Here is a 23,450-nt window from a genome sequence, read left to right as displayed (position 1 = left end):
CTACTCTCCCCTACGAATCATATCCATGACTTGGTTTCGATCGATTATCCACTGGGCACGCTCATCCTTCTCATACGTTCGATTGGATAAAAAGATAGCGGCTTCCTGTATCTCTCGATTCCACATGATGAAGGTACCTGTATAGCCCGTATGGTCGAGCCAGGTTCCCTCCAGATTCCAAGCTAGCGAACGCTCTTTATCATCTAAGGGAGAGTAATTTCGGCTCAAGTTTTCAGCAAAATCATCTTTCAAGTAATGTTCCAGAAAGATTTGCAAATCTTTAACAGTTGAAAATAAACCAGCACTTCCAGCATGTTTTCCTAAAAGACGAGCTTTGGGATCGTGGATATTTCCGGCTTCCACTCCTCTCACTGTTGGTACAGCATACTCTACGGGGCCAAACTTGGTTTCCGTCATTCCCCATGGGTTCAAAACTTGTTCTTCTATAATCTGATCCAAGTCTTGTTCAAAGATTTTTTCCAAAAGAAAGCCCAAGAGTAAAAAGTGAACATCTGAGTATAGAAAAGCAGACTGATTTCGTCTGTTGAGGTGAAACATGGTTTCTCTTAACTCCTCAGCACTTAACTGGTCCCGATTGAGTATAAAAGGATCTAAGTCTGTAGCATGTGTCAGAAGTTGTCGTATAGTGATATCAGGATAATCACACTCAGGTAAAAAATCTGTCACTGGTCGATCAATATTTAATTTACCTTGCTGCCACAAGAAGGTAAAGACTGTCCCTACTCCCACAACCTTACTCACACTAGCTAGGTCATAGACCAGTCCCAACTCTGTTTTCAAACCTTTCTCGGGGTCACTCAATCCTAGGTAAAATTCTCTCCATTCACCATCCTTAAAATACGCAAAAGAGGCCCCGGGATAGACCCCTGCCTCGATTTGATTTTCTATTTTTCTTAGAATTTTTTCCCACTTCATGCTTCTTCAAACCACAATTCGATATTATTGGTATCTTTACCAAGGAAGAATTTTTCAGACTTGGGAACAAAATAGCCTGTCTTTTCAAATTTATGACGAAGACTGGTTAAATCAAAATTCTTTACTAAAAATTTCAGCATAGACAAGTCCCAGGTAACATTGTTTTCAACAGTCAAATCTGGACCTTCCCCTTTGGTAAAGCTAATTGCCTTAGCTACTACTTCGGAATCAAGTAAACTCTCTATTCCCTCAGGCAGACGCAACTCCATAGAAATCTCAAATTGACTCAAGTATTTTATACCTGTATTTGAAGAAAATTCAGGAACAGTTTCCAGTGGAACCAAATCTCTTATATCATTTTCCGCATGAACAAGAATCACATCCTGTTCAGGAGAAACAATCTCAAAAGCATACCCACAGCTTCCTTTAAACAAGCGAGGAAGAGACTCCATCTGTGACAGAAGATCCTCAATTTCAGAAGGACTCTTAACTTTTACCAAGAGTCTAGCTAACTTCTTAAGCCCTTCAACTTTCCGAGTACGCATACTGGGAGCCTCTTCAAGAATCAACTTCTCAACACCTGATTGGTCACCAAGTGAAAGGAAAGCAGATTCTTCTAACAAGGGCTTCATCCCAAGAGCTTCAATGTAAAATGTTTCATTTAATTTTCGGTTATTGACCTTCAAAGTCGGAATAATTTGTATCATTTGATTTGCATTCATAGCTTCCTCCAACTCTTTTATTTTAAAGGATTTTAGGATTTTTTACAAGCTATTCCACTTAAATTCTAGAATTTTTTACAAAAATTTCCGATAAAAAAACTGGGGTTCCCCAGTTTCATTTTATTATAGGTAAAGTAGTTTAAAGACTGCTACTGCTGCAATACCAGCTGCGATTGGTGCTACAACTGGAACCCATGCATACCACCATTTTGAATCACCCTTGTGTTGACCAAGAACTGATTTTGGAAGGAGTTCGTGAAGAAGACGTGGTCCGAAGTCACGAGCCGGGTTCAAACCAGGTCCAGTAGGTCCACCAAGTGAAGTTACCAAGGCCATCACTAGGAAACCAAGTGCCAAGTGAGCAACTGAAAGTCCAGCAGCTGTGTGTGGTGCTACTTGAGCTTTTACTGCCAATTCACTTAAGTCAACAGTTTGACCAGCTTGAGTAGCCATTTGTTTCATGTATTGAAGAACCTCAGCACCGAAGAAATTTTTAGTCAAACCAAGTGCTGCAAAGAAAAGAACAAATGAACCTACAAACTCATTGAGGAAACCATTAACCGTTGCTGCGAAACGTGATTCTTTTGTACCGTGGTCGATGCTTGAAATCGTTGAGAAGGTACCCAAGATATTGTTTGGGTTTTCTGTTTTCAAGTAATAAGGACGGTGAGTCGCTACAACTAAAGCTTGACCAAAAATTGCCCCCAAAACTTGCGCAAGGATGTAAAACGGTACTTGATCCCAAGAGAAAAGTCCGCTAACAGCAAGTCCAAGAGTGAAAGCTGGGTTGATGTGGTTACCAGAAACGTTACCGAACATCAAGGCTGGGATCATAACCCCCATACCATAACCAACAGCGATAACGAGCCAGCCACTTTGGTGACCTTTCGTACCTTTAAGTTCAACGTTGGCAACTGCACCATTTCCAAGAATGATCAAAATAGCAGTTCCCAAAAATTCAGTGGCATATTTAATAGCCCATGTAAAATCCATTTGATAGATTCTCCTTAATTTTTTTTAGACAATCCTTATTCTATCAATTTTTAGGCCTTTTCGCAACCGATTTTCTAAAAGAATCTCTGGAAAACGCTTTATTTAACTTATCTTTAAGAAAAGGACAAAAGAAGTCAAACTCCTTTCATCCTAATCGTTATTCTTGACGCTGACCAAAGTCTGCAATCATCTGCTCCATCTCTTGGCGGCTCGGAGTGGTCAGCATATAAAGGTAGTCACCTTGCAGCTCTGCAAAGGCTGCTGGCATGATTTTCTTGACCTTGAATTGCTGGCTGTATTTGGCAAGCAGGTCCTCTTCTGAATAAACATAGTTGGCATTGGCACGACGTGATGTAGCCAAACAATACTGGGGCTCAAACTCTGATGTAGGGAACTCTTCACCCGCGACAATAGCCGCATAACCTCGGTAGAGGTCAAAAGAATGGGCATAATTGTAAACATCAATGGTAAAACCACCTGCAGGACGGTTATTGTACTCAATGGCAATGTAGTCGTCCCCGTCACGGAAAAACTCGATGTGGAAAAAGCGTTCTCTCATTCCAAATTCCTTGACTATGGCCTCACCATACTTACGCAATTTTGGATCCATATCCTTGAGCACATAGTAGGAATTGTCCATCTTATAAATCATGAGATCAAGTGGTGTATGGGCGTAATCGAAAGTCGTTGAAAAGACGATGTTGCCATCCTTGTCCACAAGTCCGTCAAAAGTACAGATTTCGCTAGAAGTGACAAATTTTTCAAAGAAATACACGGTTGAATGGTCCCATTCAGCCTTAAAGTGATTTACATCATCTTCTGTCTCAAGCTTAAAGGTTGCTGCTGCTCCCACTCCATTATCCGGTTTGGCAATCATTGGTAGCCCAATCGCCTCGACTGCTTGGTCTACATCTGCTTCTGTCTGGATAACAGCACCGGGTACAACTGGTACGCCTGCCTTTTGGAAAAGTTTCTTCATCTCAGACTTAAACTTGGTCTTTTTGAGATCCACTGGTTTGGCTCCAAAGACATTGAATTGCTCTCTGAGTGTTGCGTCCAGCTCAAGCCAGTATTCATTGTGGGACTCGATGCGGTCAATTGGTCCATGCTTGTAGAAAAGAAAAGCTACTGCACGTTTGACTTCGTCTATGTCCTCAAGATTGTCTACACGGAAATACTCGGTCAAGCTATTGCGCAAAGGTTCATCTAGTTGTTCGTAAGGCTCCTGACCAATTCCCAAGACTGTGATGCCTTTATTAGCTAACTCGATTGTAAACTGTTGAAAGTTTTGCGGATAGTAGGGAGAAATAACAAGGTAATTCATAGGCAACTCCTTTTATAGATACAGGTGTCCAAGAAAATAGGGCATTTGTTTACGCCACCATTCCCAGTCGTGGGCGACATCGTGTCCCCATTCAGCAAACCAAGCTGGAATTTGTTTCTGGTCAAAGGCTTCTTTGAGCTTGTAGAAAGATGGTAGACCGTCTTGTTCCCAGGCACCAAGTCCCGTACAGACGACGATTTCTGCCTGACGGTAACGATCGATAAACCAGCCGTCATTCTGATTCCAGATATAATCTACTGGCGAATTTTGGTAAATAGCATCATCATTGTAGTAATCGCCGACAAAGAAACGCGCATCGTAAACACCGCTGAGAGCAATCACCTTGGTAAAGACATCTGGATGCTGGAGGAAGAAATTGAGTGCATGGTAGGCACCCATTGAGCAACCTGTCGTCATCATGCCATCAAACCAACCTGTCTTATGCTTGATAAAAGGAATCGCCTCCTCAATCACGTAGCGTTCGTAGGCACGATGCATCTCTGCCTGGTCATGACCATTTTTCCAAGTGGCTAGCCAGCTCTCACTGTCAACACTGGAGAGAGTAAAAAATTGGACGCGCCCTTCCTCGATAAAGGAAGCACAGGCGTCAATCATGCCAAAATCATAGTATTCGTTGTGACTGCCACCAGATGAAGCAAAAACAACAACTGGAATCCCAGCATGTCCATAACGGTTGAGATACATTTCACGGTTGAGATTGCCACTCCAGTGGCTGAGGTTTTCAATATGCATTGGCTTTCTCCTTTCTTAACTTACCATTTCTCTGCAAAAAATCGAAGACAGTCTGGCAAATTTTCCGACCAAGGTATTTCACTATGGATGGCACCAGACTGAACTTTCAAGACAAGATTATCCAAGCCTACTCCACCTGCAATCAAATCACGGTAATAGCGAAGCGACGAGTCGATGTAGGCTTGTTTAATATTGCCAGCCATCAAGGTCTTGTCCGTATCGTCTGCTTCTTCTGTTCCTACATAGATGAAAATGCGCTGATCAGGCGACAATTTCTTACGCTCGATATAGCGGTTAAAGGCTTCTTGGTGAAGCCAGTTAGCAGATGAGAAGACACCTAGACAACCAATTCGATCTTGGTATTCCAGTCCGATAAACTGGGTAATATTGCCTCCTAGAGACGAACCAATCATAGCCGTGTGCTGGCGATCAGCTTTGGTACGATAGGTTTCATCGATAAAAGGCTTGACCACCTCCATGACAAACTCAGCATACTCCACACCCTTACCACCAAACTGCTGCCCTGGGATAGGAGATTCTTGAAACTTCCAAGCCGCATACTCATTCATTCGTCCCATACCATCATTGTCAATAGCAACAACAATCATGCGACTGATGTCAGGATTCCGCTTAATAGCCGGAATAATCTTCCAAGAATGACCAATGAAAGACTCCTTGCTGTAAAAGACATTTTGCCCATCATGAAAGTAAACAACAGGGTAAAAACGGTCTGTGTCTTTCTCGTAGTCCTTTGGCAGGAGCACACGCACACGACGCTCTTTTCCTGTATAAGGAACCTTGAGTTTGTGTTCTTTCATTTTTAAGTAAAAGTAGGAATGATTCATTGTCAGAAAACTCTCTATATTCAAAATTTTATCTTATTATACCATAAAAATAGAAAAAAAGTCAGTAATTGTCCATTTTAAGGATAAATAACTAACTTTTTTCATTTAATATTCTAAATTCTTCTGGTTTTTCTTATTAGAGGAGATTATCAATTAACTCATCGACAGCGTCTTTTTCAGCTTGAGGCGTGATCTTAGTGATTATAATTCCAGCCACTGCTCGCTCAACCAAACCTTCAACATCCATCCATTTTTCATACTTCTCAGCATTCTCTATCTTAGGATTGGTCTTAGGACGATCAGGTGCAAAAATGGTACAGCAGTCTTCAAAAGGCTGGATAGAGATTTGGAAAGTATCGATTTTTTCCGCAATCTCAATGATTTCCAACTTGTCCATAGTAACCACAGGGCGGATGATGGGAGTGTTGGTCACAGCGTTGATAGCCTGCATGCTCTCCAAGGTCTGGCTCGCTACTTGACCTAGACTTTCGCCATTGATGATAACCAGACCCTTTCTCACCTCACGGATACGGTCAGTAATCCGCATCATAAAACGACGTGTCAAGGTCATGAGGTAGGCTTCTGGCGCCTTGGCCTTGATTTCCTCTTGAATCTCAGTGAAAGGAACTTCGATAAACTGGATATTGCCACCAAACTTGGTCAATTTACGAGTCAAATCTTGGGCCTTCTTGAGAGCTCCAGGGCTAGTGTATGGTGGGCTGGCAAAGTGAACGGCTTCAATATCTACCCCACGTTTAAGGGCTAGATAACCTGCCACAGGTGAATCAATCCCTCCTGACAACATAAGCATCCCCTTACCGGAAGTTCCCACTGGCAATCCACCTGCTCCCCGAATAGTTTCATAGGAAAGATAAGCAGCTTCCTCACGAATCTCCACCTGAAGAGTGATATCAGGATTTTTCATCTGGGCTTGAATAGTTGGGATTACGTCGAAAACAGCTCCACCAAGCGTTTGGTTGAGTTCACGACTGTCGAGTTCAAAGTTGTGGTCGCTACGCTTACTAGAAATCTTAAAGGTCATACCCTCCTTGTAGATGTCCTGCATAATCTCTTGGACAGCAGCCTTAAGCCTTACAACTGACTTTTCAACCTTATATACTGGAGAAAAATTTTGAATTCCGAAGACTTGTTTGAGAGATTCTGCTACTGCTGTATAGTCAGCTCCATTGAGGTAAACGTGGGCACGGTCGCGATCAGCGGTTACCTTAACTTGGGGATAGATGGACAAAACGTCCGAAATGTTATTGCGAAGTTTATTGATGAACCGCATACGGTTTTTACCCTTGGTTGACAACTCTCCGTAGCGAATCAACATTTCTGAATACTGCATGAATGCTCCTATCTTACTTTTCTAGTTTGATTGTAGATTAATTTTAGCTTGGTCAAAAACTGCTCAACCTGACTCATGTCATTTTCAAGGTCTAGGCTTAGACGAACAGCTGACTGGGCCTTATCCTTGTCCACTCCCATTGCAATCAAGGTGCCTGCAGGTTTTCCAGCCTTGGACGAACAAGCAGAGGTTGTGGAGATGAAAATATCATAGTCTTCAAAGGCGTGAACGATGACTTCTCCACGAACACCCTTGATTCCAAAAGTCAGGATATGAGGGGCGAAGTCTTCCTCATCTGAAAAGACAAGAATATCTGGATAGTCCAAAAGCGCTTGGCGAATGACTGATTTCATCTGTCCTGTCTTACTAGCAAAGACAGCTAACTTTTCCATAGACAAACGGAGAGCTTTGGCCGTCGCTGCAATCCCTGCCACATTTTCAGTTGTTGAGCGATAATCGCGCTCTTGACCACCACCAGTTAACAGAGGCGTAATCTTCTTTCCAGACTTGATATAGACAAAGCCAACTCCTCGAACACCATGAAACTTATGACTCGAAAAGGTCGCGAAATCCACTCGATCTGTCAAGTATTTTTCAGTTGGAATTTTAGCAAGTGCCTGAACTGCATCAACGTGGAAGGAAATAGTTGGCTTATCAGCCAAAAGTTTTGAAATAGCTTGAATTGGCTGGATAGAGCCGATTTCATTGTTCACAGCCATGACTGAAACAAGCGTCGTATCAGGTCGTATCAAATTCGCTAGTGCCTCAACATCCACAAATCCTCTGCTATCAACTGGAGCAATATCCACCTCAAAACCTTGACTTTTGAGCCAGAGGGCTGACTCCTTGACTGCTGGATGCTCAATAGCTGATACGATGATGTGCTTGCCAAACTGGGCTTTTTCAAAGGCCACACCCTTGATGACCCAGTTATCTCCTTCTGTTCCACCAGAGGTAAAGAAGATTTCATCACTCTTCTTGCCAATCAAATCTGCAATCTGCTGACGGGAAGCATCTAAAATTCGTGTTGCCTGGTCTCCTAAACGATGGAGACTGGATGGATTTCCTACAATTTTCGAAGCGACCTGCATATAGGTCTCAAGTGCTTCAGGATAAGGCTTGGTCGTTGCCGAATTATCAAAGTAGATCATGTTTTCTCACGCTTTCTAAAATCACTCCTTCTATTTTATCATGAAACGAAGCTTACGACAAGAAAGGGAAGTTTCTCTTTTTTTAAGATTTTTTTAAAGAAATGAGGTATAATAAATCATAATTAAAGGAGAGTATCATGTCTAACTATCGTAGAACATCAAAACCAAAAACAGAACACATCAAAAAGGGATTTACTGTCTTTCAAAAAACGATTGCTACCATCGGTAGTATCCTTGGCCTAATCACCGCTACTATTACCATTATGAACGCTATGGATAATAATAAAAACAATAAAAAAGAACCGACAACAACCCAAACAACTGTTGTCAAGGAAATTCAAAAGGAATCCCCTCAGGAAAATACCACACCTAACAAGGACAACACTTCTACTAAAGAAAATAACCCGCAAGAAGAAACTTCTCAATCCAACAAGAAAGAGGAGAAAAAAGAAGAGCAGAAAACAACAACTCAGGACTCTTCTACACCTGCTACAAATAAAGAAACAAGCGATAGCGGTACACAGTCAAATACGACGAATTCTGAAACTAAAACGAACCAGTAATCACAAAAATAACTTCTTTCCAAATTTGGAAAGAAGCTGTTTTTTTATTGTTGCAATACTTTTCGCGGTTTGGTTCCTTCAGCTGGACCGATAACACCTGCCATCTCAAGTTCTTCCATCAGGCGGGTCGCACGGTTAAATCCAACTGACAAACGACGCTGAATCATAGAAGCACTGGCTTTCTGTGTCTCGATAACTAGAGCCTTGGCTTCTTCAAAAAGCGGATCGCCACCAGCTTCACCATCAGAGAAATCTCCTTCATTTTCAGAAACTTCTCCTGGGTCAAAACTCTCATCGTAGTCTGCATCAGCCTGAGCCTTGATGAAGTTTACGATGCGTTCAACATCATCATCCGAAATAAAGGATCCTTGTAGACGGACTGGGTGATTTTCATCAATTGGTTTAAAGAGCATGTCTCCTCGACCAAGCAGTTTTTCAGCTCCATTTTCGTCTAAGATGGTGCGTGAATCTGTACCTGATGAAACTGCAAAAGCCACACGAGACGGGACATTGGCCTTGATGAGACCAGAGATGACATCAACGGATGGGCGTTGCGTTGCGAGAATCATATGAATCCCTGCAGCACGCGCCTTCTGTCCAAGACGAATGATGGCATCTTCCACTTCCTTGCTGGCCACCATCATGAGGTCTGCCAACTCATCCACAATGACAACAATCAAAGGCAGGGGTACTTGTTTGTACTCAGATTGGCTATTAAATTCCTCGACCTTGGCATTGTAACCAGCGATATTTCGCACTCCAACCTTAGCGAAGAGTTCATAACGGTTTTCCATCTCATCCACCACCTTTTGGAGAGCCTTGCTAGCCTTGCGTGGATTAGTCACAACTGGAATCAAGAGATGAGGAATGTCATTGTAAACGGATAACTCAACCATCTTAGGATCGACCATCATAAACTTGACTTGGTCGGGTCTTGCTTTCATCAAAATGCTAGCGATAATACCATTAACTGCGACTGATTTCCCTGATCCCGTCGAACCTGCAACCAGTAGGTGGGGCATCTTGGAAAGGTCAAAGGTGCGAGCCGTTCCATTGACAGCCTTACCCAGAGGAATTTCGAGGAGATTTTCTGGTTTAGTCTGAGACTGTTCCCAGAGCTCACGGAAGGAAACGGTCGCAATTTCAGAGTTAGGAACCTCAATCCCGACTAAGGATTTACCAGGTATTGGAGCCTCAATCCGAACATCCTTGGCAGCTAGAGCTAGCGCTAAGTCGTCTGCCAGATTGGAAATGCGGTTAACCCGAACACCGACTGCTGGTTTGACTTCATACTTGGTAACTGATGGTCCAATTTCAGCCCGTTCTACCGTCACCTTGATTCCAAAGCTGGCAAAGGTTTCTTCTAGGATTTTGATATTTTCTCGAACAATCTTCTTTTCCTTCGATTGGTCTTTGGGTTTATCTGGCGCAAAGAGTTGCAAGTTTGGCAGTTTGTATTCAAGGGCTTCTTTGGCAGAAAAATCAACCTGAACCTCTTCATCCTCAAAATCTTCTTCCTCATCTGGAACATAAAAGTCAGTTTGAGGGAGGATAATCTCCGGTTCGATCAATTCTTCCTCAGGAATTGGAGGGAAATCGTAGTCTAGTACTTCAGATAAGATTTCCCCCGTTTCAGGATCTACAGGAGGAAGCGGTAGCGCATCCTGTTCTTCTTGTTCTCTCTGAATTCTTGCTGCTTCTTCAGCTTCTTGACGTGCCTTCTCTTCTTCTCTCTTGATGAAGCGTTCCTGTTTTCTCTGTTCCTGTTTTTCCATGAAAGATCTGAACTGAGCTCCAATAAAGGCTGCGACATCATAAATAGACCAAGGACTAACCAAGAGTGCCCCAACTAGAATCAAGAGAACTCCAATAAAGTACGATCCGATATTGGAGAAAAGAAAGGATATGGGGATATAGAGTCCAACACCAAGCAAGCCTCCACCGGCGAAGCTAGTCACCCGCATACCAGTCAGGTCCGTCATAACTTGAGACAAGGTCCCTTTTAGAACTGACTGCTCCAAGCCAAATTTCCATACCAAGTAGGCCTCAAAAATCAAGAGCAAGCCAGCGAAGATACAAAGAAATCCTGACAGAAGTCCCTCTTGCTTGCGGATCCATTTAAATAGAAAAAGATAAATGAGGAGGCCGCCTATAGCCACATAGGCCAAACTTCCGACCACCAGTCGAATGAGATTATAAAGAGTGACACCTGCCGCGCCAAGTTTGAGGGCTGCAATAATCAACAATAAGGCAATTCCTAAGGAAATCAGCATCCTCTGAATAGCCTGTTTTCTTTCGAGTTCTGCTTTAGACGGTCTCCGTCTTGTTTTTGTAGTATTCTTGTTTGCCATTCTTTTATTATACCATATTTCACAGCCATTTCGAATAGAGAAAAAGATTGCACCAAATGGTAACAATCTTTCTATTCTAATCCATTTTATGCTTGTGGCTTGCGTAGGTAACCATAAACCACACCACTTACGATTGCACCAACCAAGACAAAGGCAAGGTAGAGAAGGGCATTTGAAGTTAGGGCGATAACGAAGATTCCTCCGTGTGGCGCCATGAGTTTGATTCCTGCAAGACCAACGAGTCCGCCCGCTACTGCTGAACCAAGGATGAAGCTTGGAATCGCACGAGCTGGGTCAGCGGCACCAAATGGAATCGCTCCCTCAGTGATAAATGACAAGCCCATGATGATGTTTGTCAAACCAGAGTTGCGTTCTTCTTTGGTAAATTTAGTTTTGAAAAGAAGGGTTGCGACAAAGATAGCAAGTGGTGGAACCATTCCGCCAGCCATAACTGCTGCCATTGCTACAGAACCACCTGAGGAAACAGTCGCTGCAAGCGTACCTGTTCCAAAGACATAAGCTGCTTTATTGACAGGTCCACCCATATCGACAGCCATCATACCACCAAGAACGATACCGAGAAGGACAGCTGAACCTCCTCCAAGACCGCCAAGGAAGTCATTCATAGCAGTGTTGATTGCTGCCATTGGGATGTTAACAGCTAGCATGACAAATCCTGTCAAGATTGTTCCAAGAAGTGGCAATAGAAGGATTGATTTAGCACCTTCAAGTGAACGAGGAACTTTAACGTATTTCTTGATAGCAAGAACCAGGGCACCTGCGATAAATCCACCAACAAGAGCACCTAGGAAACCAGATGAGACACCTGCAAGTGTTGAAGTTGCTTCTCCTCCTGCAGCATAAGGGATTTTACCAAATGCAAAACCTTCTTTGGCAATAGCACCAGCCACAAAACCTGCTACCAAACCTGGTTTTTCAGCGATAGAGTAGGCTACATATCCTGCAAAGACCGGGAGCATCAAGCCAAAGGCTGCTCCACCAATTTTCATGAACATGGAAGCTAGCTCATGGTAGGATCCGAGATTGCCAAGACTATCCTGTGGCACACCAAAAGCTCCGTCGATCAAGAAAGCAAGGGCAATCATGATACCACCACCAATAACGAATGGCAACATTTGAGATACACCACTCATCAAGTGTTTGTAGAAAGCGCCACCAAGGCTTTGTTTTTCATTAGATGCTGTTGCAGCTTTTGCTCCATTAGCAGCACGGTAGATTTCAGCATCTCCTGAAAGAGCCAAGTTAATCAACTCTTCTGTCTTACGGATACCGTCTGCAACTGGACGGTTAACCAAAGGTTTTCCATCGAAACGATCCATCTCAACGGCCTTGTCTGCTGCGATGATAACAGCTTTAGCCTTACGGATATCTTCTGCAGTTAGTTGATTTCCAACACCGCTGGCACCGTTAGTTTCAACCTTGATACCAACACCCATTTCTGCGGCCACTTTTTGAAGGGCTTCTTGGGCCATATAAGTGTGGGCAATCCCTGTTGTACAAGCTGTAACAGCTACGATAAAATCGCCAGATTCATTAGCAGGTTCTTGGACAGGCTCCTCAGCTTTTTCTGAAGTTTGATTAAAGAGTTCAATGACTTGGTCAGCAGATGTTACTTGACGAAGTTTGTCAGCAAAACCGTCTTTCATCAAGTATTGAGACAATTCTGCCAAGGCTGCTAAGTGAGTATCATTGGCACCTTCTGGAGCTGCAATCATGAAGAAGAGGTCAGTTGCTTGCCCATCCAAACTCTCATAGTCAACACCCTTGTTTGACTTGGCAAAGAGAACCGTAGCTTCTTTAACTGCAGAGTTCTTGCTGTGAGGCATAGCGATTCCATCACCCAAGCCAGTGGAAGTGAGAGCTTCACGCGCTAAAATCCCTTCTTTAAAGGTTTCAAAATCCGTCACGTAACCGTGATCTACCAAACTTTTAATCATCTCTTCGATAACAGCTGTTTTTTCAGTTGCCTGCAAATTCAGCAACATGACATCTTTTCTCAATAGGTCTTGAATTTTCATCGTTTTTCTACCTCAACTTTTTCATATGTTTCTTTAATAAATTCCGCTGTTGCCAAGTCATCCGAGAAGGTCGTTGCTGTTCCACAAGCTACTCCCCATTTGAAGGCTTCTAATGCATCTTTGGATTTGACAAATTCACCTGTAAATCCAGCAACCATTGAGTCGCCAGCTCCGACTGAATTTTTGACTGTTCCCTTGATAGGTTTGGCGAAGTATGCTCCCTCAGATGTGACAAGAAGTGCACCGTCCCCAGCCATGGAGATAATGACGTTTTGAGCACCTTTAGCTAGTAACTCACGAGCATATTTCTCGATTTCGTCTAAGCTTTCCAGTTTCACTCCAAAGATAGCTCCAAGTTCATGATTGTTTGGTTTGACCAAAAGTGGCTGGTAGTCCAAACTATCAATCAAGGTCTGTCCTTCAAAGTCACAAACCACTTGCGCACCAGTCTGGCGCGTCAAAGCAATCAAATCCTTGTAGATAACATTCCCTAGATTCTTAGCACTTGAACCCGCAAACACAACCGTATCTTCTGATGTCAAACTTGAAAGAATAGCTTTTAACTCTTCAAGTTGTTCGAGCTCAACATTTGGACCAGTCCCATTGATTTCTGTTTCTTGGTCTGCTTTAATTTTGACATTGATGCGAGTATCTTCTGCCACTTGAACAAAACGTGTTTCGATTTCTTCCTCTGCCAGAGTATCTGTGATAAATTTACCAGTAAAGCCTCCGATAAATCCAGTCGCTGTATTTGGAATATCCAAGCGCTTCAAAACACGACTGACATTGATTCCTTTCCCACCAGCAAACTTATCATCACTGTCCATACGATTGACACTACCGACTTGAACTTGGTCCAAGCGCACGATATAGTCAATGGATGGATTGAGTGTGACTGTATAAATCATACCTCTATTACCTCCGTTTTCTTCTTAATGGCCTGCAAGAGCTCATGCCCTTGACTTGTGATGACAATAGCGCGTTTAAGTGGTGCTACCTTGGCAAAGCAAGTTTGACCAATCTTTGACGAATCCACCAAGACATAGGTTTGTTTGGCATTCTCTAAAATAGCACGCTTAACGGCTCCCTCCTCCATATCAGGAGTCGTATAATAACCATCGTCAACACCATTCATCCCGATAAAGGCACGGTCAAAGTGCAATTGGTTAATCTGGTTAAGAGCAACGCCCCCGATGCTAGCATCTGTCGTCATCTTGACACTACCTCCAACCATGACAGTTGGAATCTGCTTTTCAACCAGCTGAACTGCATGGTGAATCGAATTGGTCACAACGGTGATCTCCTTATTAACCAATTCCTTGATCAAAAAAGCAGTCGTTGTTCCAGCATCAATAAAGATAACATCTTTTTCCTTGATAAGAGATGCTGCTTTCTGAGCAAGCAATTTCTTTTCTTGAAGGTTTTTGACAGATTTTTCTTGGATGGTTTCTTCTTCCTGCAAGGAGTGGGGTAATTCTGCTCCACCATGCACACGGCGAAGCTTGTTTTCCGCCTCCAACTCGTCCAAATCTCTTCGTACTGTTGATTCTGATGTTTCTAATAGACTAACCAATTTTTCTAGGGAAACTACATGATGTTGATTTAACTCCTCTAAAATCAGTTGCTTCCGCTCAGTTTTTAACACCTAATCACCTCCTGTTATCGTTTACACTATTCATTCTAGCACAATTTCCGACAAAGTCAAGCATTTTTTATCATTTTCTTTCAAAAACTATCATTTTTGCCAATTCTAAAATTTTTATTGCAAGATGAAGCGCTTTATGGTAGACTATTTTAGTAAGCATTGGAAGATTACTCAAGAGGCTTAAGAGGCCGTGTTGGAAACGCGGTAGGCGTGTAACAGCGTGCGTGGGTTCGAATCCCATGTCTTCCGTAGAAAAGAAAAATTATTTTGGGGATACGACATCTGTTGTATCCTTTTTTGTATTCTTTTTTTAAAAACAGTGTTCAGAAGATTTTTACCAACTGCAAAGAAAAGACTGTTTTTGAGTCTGCCTTTTCCGCAAAAGAATACCAAGGAATACCAAAGGCAAAAATAAAAAACGTTGATTTAACAACGTTTTATAAAGTTTTGTGAAAGAATAATGGAGCCGGTGGGAGTCGAACCCACGTCCAAACACCTGCCAACATATTTGTCTACAACCATAGGTTATGTATTGTTTTAACAATTCCTCGACACATAACTCAAGCCTAGGAACTGCGAGTCTATCAATCTCTTATCAAACCACTAGACAAGGCTTGATCGTATCTCGCTAATCATAAGACCTGTCATTGAACACGAGCAATCCAAATCAGGTCACGCCTGCTGGTTTTTAGGCAGCTAAAGCGTAAGAAGTGTTATTTTTTGCAGTTATATTTAACTGAGCGTTTACGTCGCCACACGGGTTGCAAAATATGCCTCATAATGCCTGTCGAATCCGTAACGACCCCAAAAGACAATAAAACCATTATACCTTATCTAACTCAAAAATGCAAAATTAAGTCGATTCTTTAGAAAAGATATGTTTTCAAGGCTTCTGACAAGGCTTGATAACCGGCTACACTTAGATGGAGGCCATCCGTTGTATAGGCTGATTGAAGTTGCCCTTCTGAATCTGTCAAACTATCATAAACAGGCACAAAATCTACCTGCATATAGGCGGATGCCAGAGTCTCATAGGCTTTATTCCATTCTCTAATCTTTTCATTGGTACGAATATATACTGTCTGCTTGTATTCTTCTCCTTCATTGACTGGCAGAATAGAAACAAGCTTTATTTGTGACAGCGGATAATCCCGGACAATCGACTGGATTACACGCTCAAGATTATCCAAGGCTTCATTCATAGGAACATCTTTTCCGATATCATTTGTTCCAATTAGGAGAACAATTTGATCCACAGCATCACCATACAGATGGGCATCCAGATTTTCTAATAATAGTCTCGTCTGGTAACCTCTAATCCCTCTATTGACAATCGTCTTTTCAATCCCAAACAACTCTTGCATAGGGTAATACTCCACTATCGAATCGCCAATAAAGATGATATCTGGCTTTAGAACAGAAACTTGATTCAATTCGCGATACTTGGTTTGAATCTTTGCCTGCTCTTTTAGGAGCCAATTCTCTAATAACTGTACTGCCACCTTATCCCTCTTTCTCTAACCAATTTTCTAGGACCTGATAAACACCCCCCTGGCTGTTAGCTGGTGCCAGGGCAGTCGCAACGGCCTTAGCCTCATCATCTGCATTTTCCATAGCATAAGCAATTCCAGCCATCTCCAACATCTCAACATCATTTTCGCTATCACCGAAGGCCATGATTTGTTCCGATTGCAAATTCCAGCGCTTGAGTAATTCTTCCAATCCCCAAGCCTTGTGAACACCAGCCTGTAGGATATCGATACAACCATAACCGCTAGAAACAGCTCTTACATGACCATCAAAGAGAGCATTAATTTCCTGCAAAACAGAACTAGAACGTTCTTCACCGACGACCATACTCATCTTTAACACTCCACCAAAGAGGTCAGCTTGTAACTCTTCCACAAAATTCATTCGCTGATAGAGTCTTTCAATCATCTCTGGAGTCATAAATTTTTCTAGGTCTGTAAAAACAGTCCCTTTCTTGACAAAACCACCCTTCATACCTGTTACGACAAACTGATCTCGGCACTCTCTCCCCTTAAAATGAACTAAAGCCTTGTCAACCATAGCATCATCCCAGGTCTGCGCTTGAATCAGTTCATTGTTTTCAAAAATTCGCGCCCCATTGGCAACTACTAGGATCACTCGTTCAGCCAAGTGTCCCAACAATTCCCTCATACGATGGATTTCATTCCCCGTCGCAATGACAAAACGGATACCCCTTTGATCTAGCTGATCTAAAATCTTTTCCAAGCGGGGCAGATCCAGCTGACCTCTCGGATCCAGCAAAGTTCCATCCATATCTGTCGCAATAATCTTAATCGTCATTTTACTTCCTCTGAATTCAAACTAGTCCCACTTCAATCCTACATGTTCATTCATTTCTTTATAGGCTGTGTCAATTCGTTCCTTGGTCGCTTCGTCCAACTTGTCACGGTGACTACCTCCCTCGATGAAGTCCTCTAGGATATAGGTCTGATAGAGGAAGAGCGGATAGCCTTCTGGAGAGTAAGTCCCTTTAGGTGTTCGATTAACCCAAGTCGGATGCGCTTTGGCAATTTCAATCCTTGTTTTGCCATCTTTTTTCTTAATGGTCACATCCATGAGAACACCGCGCTCCGTCCACTTGGCATTTTCCTCGTCTTGCATGGTTTCAATGCGTTGGTTTGAGAGGAAATTTCCCATGGAGTAGATAATCAGTTTTTTGTCACCATCTTTTTCAACTGTTTCAGCAGCTTCAACGACGTGAGGATGCCCTCCAAAGATAATATCAGCTCCCCAGTCAATCATCTTGTGGTATAGTGTTTTCTGTTCTTCCGTCGGTTCTAGCTGGTACTCAATTCCCATCTGAGGCATGATGACAGTAATATCCGCTTCCTTCTCTGCACGCTCGATTTCTGCCTTCATCTTTTCTTCGTCTAAGTCAGAAAGATAGCGATTATAGTCCTCTTGAGAGATATACTGCTCAATGCCATTAAAGCCATAGGAATAGGCTAAGAGAGCTACCTTGATACCATTGACTTCCTTAATAACAAGGGGAGACTTGTCCCGTGGTTCTTTTGTATAAACTCCTATGGGTGTCATTCCAGCCTTTTCAATAGCTTGAGCCGTTGAAACCACTCCCTCTATCTGAGAATCTAGGATGTGATTGTGGGCCAAGTCTAGAACTTGATAGCCTGCATCCTTGATCGCATCCATCACCTCACCAGGTGCATTAAAAAGAGGATAACCTGCCAAGTAGTGGTCCTTGTTCACCGTTCCTTCAAAGTCACCAATCACCAAATCAGCTTGCCTGAGCCAGGGCTTTACATACTCAAAATTTTCATGGAAATCGTAGCTACCGTCTTCTTTCAGAGCTGTTCGGTAGATAGGAATATGGTAGAGAAGGTCTCCATTTGCCATGATACGCGCCGTTGTTTCGCCAGATTCATTTTCCTTGGACTGACTAGACGTCGTAGTCTGACTGTTAGAACTTGTTACCTTGTTACCTTGTACTGCTCGAACCAGCAAGTTCAATCCCATGGACAAGGCAACTACAAGTAGCAATACCGTAATAAACTGGGCATTGGTCCAAGATTTATAATTCCTAAAGAAACCAATACTACTCTTCAACAATCCAAAAATAGAACCATGAGACCGTCTATCTTGTCGCTTTTCCATTCTTATCCCCCCCTGCTTTTTGATGCAAGTCTTTTCTTTTATTATACCACAGACAAAAGAGGAATACCGTTTATTATATTATTTTTTAGGAACTTCTGTGACTTTCTTTCTGACCTTTTTTGTGTTATCATGTAGAGGTAATGAAAGGAGAGAAAATGTCTGCTATAGAACGTATTACAAAAGCTGCTCATTTGATTGATATGAATGATATTATCCGTGAGGGAAATCCAACTCTACGTGCGGTTGCTGAGGAAGTGACCTTTCCATTGAGTGATCAAGATATCATTCTTGGCGAAAAAATGATGCAATTCCTCAAACATTCCCAAGATCCTGTTATGGCCGAGAAAATGGGACTCCGTGGTGGTGTTGGCCTTGCTGCTCCCCAGCTGGATATCTCAAAACGTATTATTGCTGTTTTAGTGCCAAATATTGTAGAAGAAGGTGAATCTCCACAGGAAGCCTACGACTTACAAGCTGTTATGTACAATCCAAAAATCGTATCCCACTCTGTTCAGGATGCTGCCCTTGGCGAAGGAGAAGGTTGCCTATCTGTTGACCGTAACGTACCAGGCTATGTTGTCCGCCATGCCCGTGTCACTGTTGATTACTTTGACAAGGACGGTGAAAAACACCGTATCAAACTTAAAGGATACAACTCCATCGTTGTCCAACATGAAATTGATCACATCAACGGAATCATGTTCTACGATCGTATCAATGAAAAAGACCCATTTGCAGTTAAAGATGGTTTACTGATTCTGGAATAAAGAAAATCCCGTTGCAAGACGGGGTTTTGTGTTATAATAGAGGCATGAAAACAAATGATATTGTCTATGGCGTCCATGCCGTTACTGAAGCCCTCCTTGCAAATACAGGTAACAAACTCTACCTCCAAGAAGATCTAAGGGGTAAGAATGTTGAGAAAGTCAAGGAACTGGCTACTGAGAAAAAAGTGTCCATCTCTTGGACCTCAAAAAAATCCCTCTCTGAAATGACCGAAGGCGCTGTCCATCAAGGATTTGTCCTTCGAGTTTCTGAATTTGCCTATAGCGAGCTAGATCACATTCTTGCCAAAACGCGTCAAGAAGAAAACCCTTTGCTATTGATTCTGGACGGGTTAACTGACCCCCATAATCTGGGTTCTATCTTAAGAACTGCTGACGCGACCAATGTTTCAGGAGTCATCATTCCCAAGCACCGTGCTGTCGGAGTAACTCCTGTCGTTGCCAAAACGGCTACAGGAGCTATTGAGCATGTACCGATTGCGCGAGTGACCAACCTCAGTCAAACCCTGGATAAACTCAAGGATGAAGGCTTCTGGACCTTTGGAACGGATATGAACGGTACTCCTTGCCACAAGTGGAATACAAAAGGGAAAATCGCCCTCATCATCGGAAATGAAGGAAAAGGCATCTCTAGCAACATCAAAAAACAGGTCGATGAAATGATTACCATTCCCATGAATGGGCATGTTCAAAGCCTCAATGCTAGCGTTGCTGCAGCTATTCTCATGTACGAAGTTTTCCGAAACCGACTATAAAAAAGTTTCCAATCACTTGATTGGAAACTTTTTATGATTATACTCAATGAAAATCAAAGAGCAAACTAGGAAGCTAGCTGTAGACAGCTCAAAGCACTACTTTGAGGTTGTAGATAAGACTGACGAAGTCAGCTCAAAACACTGTTTTGAGGTTGTGGATAGAACTGACGAAGTCAGTGCCCATACCTACGTCAAGGCGAAGCTGACGTGGTTTGAAAAGATTTTCGAAGTGTATTAACTATGTTCTGTGATAAACTTGTAAGCTTCTTGACCAGCGATAGCCCCATCTCCAACTGCTGTTGTTACTTGACGAAGGTCTTTCTGGCGAACATCCCCAACCGCAAAGATACCATCAACTGTAGTCTTCATGTGATTGTCTGTCACAATCCAGCCTGCCTGGTCTTGAATATTCAATTCTTTAACAAAATCGCTAACAGGGTCCAAACCAACATAGATAAAGACACCACCAAAGGCTTGTTCTGTCACTTGACCTGTTTTTACATTTTCAAAAATAACAGATTCTACTCGGTTTTCACCTTTAATTTCCTTGACGACAGAGTCCCAGATAAAGTTGACTTTCTCATTAGCAAAGGCACGGTCTTGCAAAACCTTTTGGGCACGAAGTTCATCTCGACGGTGAACAATAGTGACAGTCTTGGCAAAGCGAGTCAAGAAGAGGGCTTCTTCTACTGCTGAATCTCCACCACCGACTACGAGCAAGTCTTGGTCACGGAAGAAAGCTCCATCACAGACTGCACAGTAAGAAACACCACGACTGTTCAGTTCTTCTTCTCCGGGAACCCCTAAGAGACGGTGTTTTGACCCAGTTGCCACGATGACAGTACGGGTTTCGTAAACTTGATCATCAGTGATCACCTTCTTATAGTCAGCACAGTCTTCAATCTTTTCGACAAATCCATAAAGATGCTCCACTCCAAGGTTTTCAAGTGGTTCAAACATCTTTTCAGCCAATTCAGGTCCACTGATGTTGGCATAACCTGGATAGTTTTCAATATCAGATGTGTTATTCATTTGCCCACCTGGCAGACCACCTTCAATCAAAGCCACTTTCAGATTGCTTCGAGCGGCATACAAGGCAGCGGTCATTCCCGCAGGTCCAGCACCGACAATAATCGTATCGTACATTTCGATTCCTTCTTTCTTGTTGTAACTATCTTTATTCTAACTCATTCTTGCTAGTCACGCAAGGATTATGCCTTGAAAACCAAGAGCAAACTCATGACGGCAAAGGATAACACCGGAACGACCAAAACTCCAATCATAATCATATCATAGAGATGAGCTTGGCGAGCTTTGGCTGTCTTGTCCACACCAGACATGGCTCTCAATCCAATCCAAATCCCCAGAAAAATCACGACAAGGATGGTCGTTAAGATCAAACTCTCGAAATATAAAGAAAATAAATGCAGTAGCATGATCTCTCTCGTTTCTATCTTTTTTAAAGAGTAAACTCAGCTAGTCCAACTAACTGAGTTTTCCTTTTACTATTATATCAAATATAAGTCCGTTTGTAACTAGCGAAGAATTCTTTTGTCCGTTCTTCTTTCGGATGATTGATGATTTCATCCGGTGTACCTGACTCGATGATTTTCCCCTTATCTAGGAACAAAATCTTGTCTGCCACTTGGGCTACAAAAGACATGTCATGACTGACCAAAATCATAGTTTGACCTGACTTGGCAGCGTCTGCAATAGACTTCTCTACTTCACCGACTAATTCTGGGTCGAGGGCTGAAGTGGGTTCGTCCAAGAGCAAGACATCTGGTTTCATAGCAAGCGCACGCGCAAGGGCAACCCGTTGCTTCTGTCCACCTGATAAGTGGCGAGGGTAATGGTTTTCACGGTCAGAAAGTCCAACCTTAGCCAACTCTTCCTTGGCGATTTTTGTTGCTTCCTCGTCCGATAATTTTTTAACGACAACCAAACCTTCCTTGACATTGTCAAGGGCTGTTCGGCGTTCAAACAAATTAAACTGTTGGAAAACCATGGACAACTTGCGACGAAGGGTTAGGATTTCTTCTTGGCTAATCTGAGAAAAATCAACTTTAAAATTGTCAATCTGAATCGTTCCACTATCTGGAGTTTCAAGGTAGTTCAAACTACGAAGAAAGGTTGATTTCCCCGCTCCAGATGAACCAATCAAGGCCACTACTTCTCCCTTTTGGATATCCAAGTCCAGATGATCCAAGACAGTCTGTCCTGAGAAGGATTTGCTTAAATTCGAAATCTTAATCATTAGCGAAGGTCTCCTTTCACATCTGTAGTTACTCTATCTGGCGCTGAAATAGCCATTTTTCTCTCAATGAAACGACCGAGGCTCTCGATTCCGATATTGACTACCCAGTAAACAAGGGCGACAGAGATGAAGCGCTCAAAGTAACGATAATCTGCTCCACCCAAAATCTGAGCTTGGGCAAAGACTTCCACAACACCCGCACTAAAGGCTAGTGAAGTTCCCTTGGTCAAACCGATGAGGGAATTGATCAAGGTTGGAGTAGCTACCACCGCTGCATTTGGAATAATCACGCGACGATAAACTTGCGCTCGTGTCATACCAAGACTGCGTGCCGCCTCAATCTCACCTGGATTGACAGAAAGGATGGCTGCACGAATGGTTTCACTGGCATAAGCCGCCTCATTAAAGGCAAAGGCCACAATCGCAAAAAGTGCCGCTGGAATCGCATTGATATTTAAACCAGTTCCCCATTGTTGGTTGATAGCTTTCAGTGCCAAAGGAATTCCGTAGTAGGTCAACATGAGTTGAACTAGGATTGGGGTACCTTTTAAGAAGCTGACGAAAAAGGCCTGCAAGGGATATAGAATCTTAACACGATTGATCTTAACAATGGCAAAAATCAAAGCCAGAACCAAACCAAAAATCGCACCTCCAAGAGTCAACATCAAGGTTGTAGGCAGTTGTTGGACAATCCTTGGAATCCCATCAAAGACCGAACGCAAACTAAAGAGCTTACCATCCGGAATGAGTTGCATCAAACTTTGATACCAATCTGATGCTAAAAATGTTGTAACAGTCATAAAAACATCCTCTCCTGATAATGATTCATTCTATCATACTTCTGCTCGCAAGCAAATTATTTGCTACGGGCTGATTAGATTTTGTCTATCTTCTAGTTTATCACACTTTAAAACAGGGAGGCTATATATTTTACCTATCAAGGAGATAGATAAAAACTATCTCAAACCTAAGTTCTCATAGGTTTTTCTATAGCCGATTTGTTTAACAGCACCATTTCCCACCAGAATTGGACGTTTCAATAACATGCCATCACTGGCTAGAAGCTTGGCCGCTTCTTGTTTTGACAAACTTCCCACCTTATCTTTTAGGCCCAGTTCGCGGTATTTAATCCCGCTAGTATTGAAAAATTGTTTCACTTCAAAACCGGAAGTTTCCAACCAGTTCAAAATCACGTCTTCACTTGGTGTTTCTTCTACGATGTGGACAGCTTTGTAGTCCACACCAAGTTTATCCAATTCATTTTTTGCTTTCTTACAAGTTGAACATTTTGGATATTCGATAAATTCTAACATGTGT

The 23,450-nt window shown here is 42.6% G+C and carries 24 protein-coding genes, 1 tRNA gene and 1 other RNA gene; 5 read left to right on the top strand and 21 right to left on the bottom strand.

Annotated elements, in window-relative coordinates:
- From D8802_RS07690 to D8802_RS07655, 8 genes are all read right to left on the bottom strand, one after another.
- Entirely contained in the window at positions 1-936 is a 936-nt protein-coding gene (locus tag D8802_RS07690; RefSeq protein WP_125395406.1) for a serine hydrolase domain-containing protein, read from the bottom strand.
- Positions 933-1,658, bottom strand: a complete 726-nt coding sequence (locus D8802_RS07685) for a CppA N-terminal domain-containing protein (RefSeq protein WP_125395405.1) — start codon at positions 1,656-1,658, stop codon at positions 933-935. Before D8802_RS07685 ends, D8802_RS07690 begins: the two co-directional genes overlap by 4 nt.
- Positions 1,659-1,781: 123 nt before the next feature.
- Positions 1,782-2,651 (bottom strand): aquaglyceroporin Gla, encoded by an 870-nt coding sequence (gla, locus tag D8802_RS07680; RefSeq protein ID WP_084973918.1) that lies wholly within the window; start codon positions 2,649-2,651, stop codon positions 1,782-1,784.
- 157 nt (positions 2,652-2,808) lie between these two features.
- Complete coding sequence (locus D8802_RS07675; RefSeq protein ID WP_125395404.1) at positions 2,809-3,975, bottom strand: ATP-grasp domain-containing protein; 1,167 nt, start codon at positions 3,973-3,975, stop codon at positions 2,809-2,811.
- Positions 3,976-3,987: 12 nt separating this feature from the next.
- Positions 3,988-4,728, bottom strand: coding sequence for an esterase family protein (locus D8802_RS07670; protein ID WP_000546816.1), 741 nt, complete (start codon positions 4,726-4,728; stop codon positions 3,988-3,990).
- Between the two features lie 20 nt (positions 4,729-4,748).
- Positions 4,749-5,573: an alpha/beta hydrolase gene (locus D8802_RS07665; protein ID WP_125395403.1), complete on the bottom strand. Its 825-nt coding sequence runs from the start codon at positions 5,571-5,573 to the stop codon at positions 4,749-4,751.
- Positions 5,574-5,709: 136 nt separating this feature from the next.
- On the bottom strand, positions 5,710-6,924 hold the full coding sequence (gene thiI / locus D8802_RS07660) for a tRNA uracil 4-sulfurtransferase ThiI (protein ID WP_125395402.1): 1,215 nt from the start codon (positions 6,922-6,924) through the stop codon (positions 5,710-5,712).
- An 8-nt stretch (positions 6,925-6,932) separates the two neighbouring features.
- Positions 6,933-8,075, bottom strand: a complete 1,143-nt coding sequence (locus D8802_RS07655; RefSeq protein ID WP_125395401.1) for a cysteine desulfurase family protein — start codon at positions 8,073-8,075, stop codon at positions 6,933-6,935.
- Positions 8,076-8,212: 137 nt separating this feature from the next.
- On the opposite strand from D8802_RS07655, the gene D8802_RS07650 reads away from it, so the two are divergent.
- Entirely contained in the window at positions 8,213-8,638 is a 426-nt protein-coding gene (locus tag D8802_RS07650) for a DUF6556 family protein (protein WP_125395400.1), read from the top strand.
- A gap of 44 nt (positions 8,639-8,682) precedes the next feature.
- Here the strand turns inward: D8802_RS07650 and D8802_RS07645 are convergent, their stop codons facing one another.
- From D8802_RS07645 to D8802_RS07630, 4 genes are all read right to left on the bottom strand, one after another.
- Positions 8,683-10,989, bottom strand: a complete 2,307-nt coding sequence (locus tag D8802_RS07645) for a DNA translocase FtsK (protein ID WP_125395399.1) — start codon at positions 10,987-10,989, stop codon at positions 8,683-8,685.
- Between the two features lie 86 nt (positions 10,990-11,075).
- The gene (locus D8802_RS07640) at positions 11,076-13,028 is read right to left on the bottom strand and encodes a fructose-specific PTS transporter subunit EIIC (protein WP_125395398.1); all 1,953 of its coding nucleotides are present in this window, start codon (positions 13,026-13,028) and stop codon (positions 11,076-11,078) included.
- Positions 13,025-13,936: a 1-phosphofructokinase gene (pfkB, locus tag D8802_RS07635; RefSeq protein WP_125395397.1), complete on the bottom strand. Its 912-nt coding sequence runs from the start codon at positions 13,934-13,936 to the stop codon at positions 13,025-13,027. The genes D8802_RS07640 and pfkB overlap by 4 nt, the downstream gene beginning before the upstream one ends.
- Positions 13,933-14,673, bottom strand: coding sequence for a DeoR/GlpR family DNA-binding transcription regulator (locus D8802_RS07630; RefSeq protein WP_125395396.1), 741 nt, complete (start codon positions 14,671-14,673; stop codon positions 13,933-13,935). The genes pfkB and D8802_RS07630 overlap by 4 nt, the downstream gene beginning before the upstream one ends.
- Before the next feature lie 161 nt (positions 14,674-14,834).
- Between D8802_RS07630 and D8802_RS07625 the strand changes: the two genes are divergently transcribed.
- Positions 14,835-14,922: transfer RNA gene (locus D8802_RS07625), tRNA-Ser, on the top strand.
- A 209-nt stretch (positions 14,923-15,131) separates the two neighbouring features.
- Here D8802_RS07625 and ssrA read toward each other — a convergent pair.
- The 4 genes from ssrA to D8802_RS07605 all read right to left on the bottom strand — a co-directional run bounded on the left by ssrA (position 15,132) and on the right by D8802_RS07605 (position 18,336).
- Positions 15,132-15,479, bottom strand: a transfer-messenger RNA (tmRNA) gene (gene ssrA / locus D8802_RS07620).
- Positions 15,480-15,539: 60 nt separating this feature from the next.
- Entirely contained in the window at positions 15,540-16,175 is a 636-nt protein-coding gene (locus D8802_RS07615) for an SGNH/GDSL hydrolase family protein (protein ID WP_125395395.1), read from the bottom strand.
- 1 nt (position 16,176) lies between these two features.
- Positions 16,177-17,004 carry a Cof-type HAD-IIB family hydrolase gene (locus D8802_RS07610; protein ID WP_125395394.1) on the bottom strand — a complete coding sequence of 276 codons (828 nt, stop codon included), beginning with the start codon at positions 17,002-17,004 and terminating at the stop codon, positions 16,177-16,179.
- Positions 17,005-17,025: 21 nt separating this feature from the next.
- Positions 17,026-18,336, bottom strand: coding sequence for a CapA family protein (locus tag D8802_RS07605; protein WP_125395393.1), 1,311 nt, complete (start codon positions 18,334-18,336; stop codon positions 17,026-17,028).
- Between the two features lie 155 nt (positions 18,337-18,491).
- Between D8802_RS07605 and def the strand changes: the two genes are divergently transcribed.
- From def to D8802_RS10350, 3 genes are read left to right on the top strand one after another with little or no spacing between them, the layout of a single operon-like run.
- A complete protein-coding gene (gene def / locus D8802_RS07600; protein ID WP_125395392.1) occupies positions 18,492-19,103 on the top strand; it encodes a peptide deformylase in 612 nt (203 codons plus the stop codon).
- 44 nt (positions 19,104-19,147) lie between these two features.
- Positions 19,148-19,876, top strand: a complete 729-nt coding sequence (gene rlmB, locus D8802_RS07595; RefSeq protein ID WP_000855742.1) for a 23S rRNA (guanosine(2251)-2'-O)-methyltransferase RlmB — start codon at positions 19,148-19,150, stop codon at positions 19,874-19,876.
- 46 nt (positions 19,877-19,922) lie between these two features.
- A complete protein-coding gene (locus tag D8802_RS10350; protein ID WP_125395391.1) occupies positions 19,923-20,114 on the top strand; it encodes a hypothetical protein in 192 nt (63 codons plus the stop codon).
- On the opposite strand, the gene trxB is transcribed toward D8802_RS10350, so the two are convergent.
- From trxB to D8802_RS07565, 5 genes are all read right to left on the bottom strand, one after another.
- Complete coding sequence (trxB, locus tag D8802_RS07585; RefSeq protein WP_125395390.1) at positions 20,111-21,022, bottom strand: thioredoxin-disulfide reductase; 912 nt, start codon at positions 21,020-21,022, stop codon at positions 20,111-20,113. The two genes, D8802_RS10350 and trxB, sit on opposite strands and share 4 nt — an antisense overlap.
- A gap of 65 nt (positions 21,023-21,087) precedes the next feature.
- Positions 21,088-21,312 (bottom strand): DUF4059 family protein, encoded by a 225-nt coding sequence (locus D8802_RS07580; RefSeq protein ID WP_000924294.1) that lies wholly within the window; start codon positions 21,310-21,312, stop codon positions 21,088-21,090.
- A gap of 77 nt (positions 21,313-21,389) precedes the next feature.
- Complete coding sequence (locus tag D8802_RS07575) at positions 21,390-22,133, bottom strand: amino acid ABC transporter ATP-binding protein (RefSeq protein WP_038805010.1); 744 nt, start codon at positions 22,131-22,133, stop codon at positions 21,390-21,392.
- Positions 22,133-22,933, bottom strand: a complete 801-nt coding sequence (locus tag D8802_RS07570) for an amino acid ABC transporter permease (protein ID WP_125395389.1) — start codon at positions 22,931-22,933, stop codon at positions 22,133-22,135. The genes D8802_RS07575 and D8802_RS07570 overlap by 1 nt, the downstream gene beginning before the upstream one ends.
- A 156-nt stretch (positions 22,934-23,089) precedes the next feature.
- A complete protein-coding gene (locus tag D8802_RS07565; protein ID WP_125395388.1) occupies positions 23,090-23,446 on the bottom strand; it encodes an arsenate reductase family protein in 357 nt (118 codons plus the stop codon).
- Positions 23,447-23,450: the final 4 nt, after the last annotated feature.

This window comes from Streptococcus oralis, from assembly GCF_003943395.1.
In the GTDB taxonomy this organism is placed as follows: Bacteria; Bacillota; Bacilli; order Lactobacillales; family Streptococcaceae; genus Streptococcus; species Streptococcus oralis_BF.
The sequence above is the reverse complement of the archived record's forward strand: the minus strand, read 5'-3'. Positions and strand labels throughout refer to the sequence as shown.